General features: G+C 44.9%; 2 protein-coding genes. Both read right to left on the bottom strand.

Features of this window, described 5'->3' with window-relative positions; genetic code table 11:
• Positions 1-106 precede the first annotated feature (106 nt).
• Positions 107-436: a hypothetical protein gene (locus ACOQFS_RS19595; RefSeq protein ID WP_421564498.1), complete on the bottom strand. Its 330-nt coding sequence runs from the start codon at positions 434-436 to the stop codon at positions 107-109.
• A gap of 3 nt (positions 437-439) precedes the next feature.
• The coding region (locus ACOQFS_RS19590; protein ID WP_421564497.1) for an RHS repeat-associated core domain-containing protein at positions 440-977 on the bottom strand (538 nt) is incomplete at its 5' end.

The following is a 977-nucleotide window of genomic DNA, read 5'->3' as shown; positions in this document are numbered from 1 at the left end:
TGTTCTGTGTGGCTGCCGATGCGTTTTCTGATTAGCGGACGAAACTCGCTTCAGTCAAGCCTGCTTTTCATTAAGTATCTAATACCTATTAATCTGCAATCAATTATTAATCTAAATTATCGGCGATTGATGAGATTTTTTTCTCAAATTGACCTAGGATTTCTTGCCATTGATCACTTTTTATTTTGCGAAAAACAAATTCCTCCTCATGTCCTTCGATTTTAAAATAGAACAAATCAGCCAAACTCTCCGTTCGATTTCCAAAATCCTCAACCAACTGAAAAACAATTGTTAGATTTTTTTTGCCATCTGCAGAACGGATGGGCCAAATTATCTGATCATCAAAAACTTTATGCAAATCCTTACTACTCAACATGATGCTCCAGCCGACATCTTCCAGCAATGATTTAATTTGCGACATTCTAGCGAGAGTCATGCCTTAGCTCCAGAAATTTCTAGGGGCGGTGACGCCACTGTTTTTTAGCCAATCATCGAGTTTTTGTTTCGTGAGTGGTGCACCACCTTGTTTTGGCGTATCAATTGAAAGGATCTTCCCATTCTTATCTGTAATGGTTACGCTATATTTATCCTCTCCAACCTTGCGGACATAATATTTTGCATCAGGATATTTACCACCCGTCAGAACACGTCCTTCAGTAACGTTCCGTTTACCATGCTCCAAATACTGTTTAGGGGACATATCGGAATGGCGTCGCGCGTGATCCTTTAAACCGGAATCTCCGCTACTTTGAGTACGCCTGCTTTTCCATTCCGGCCCCGCGCCATTACAATTTTTGCTCCTCCACCCCCAAGGATCAATCCAGCTGAGTGGATTCGGGGCGTACCGATGCAAATTCAGGCCGCCCGCCAGCCCAATCGGATCTGGCGTCGTAAACGCCCCCAGGTCCGCGTCGTAGTACCGGAACGTGTTGTAGTGCAGCCCCGTCTCCCTGTCCAGGTACTGCCCCTGCATCCGC

This window comes from Paracidovorax sp. MALMAid1276 (assembly GCF_049198005.1).
In the GTDB taxonomy this organism is placed as follows: domain Bacteria; phylum Pseudomonadota; class Gammaproteobacteria; order Burkholderiales; family Burkholderiaceae_C; genus Acidovorax.
The sequence above is the reverse complement of the archived record's forward strand: the minus strand, read 5'-3'. Positions and strand labels throughout refer to the sequence as shown.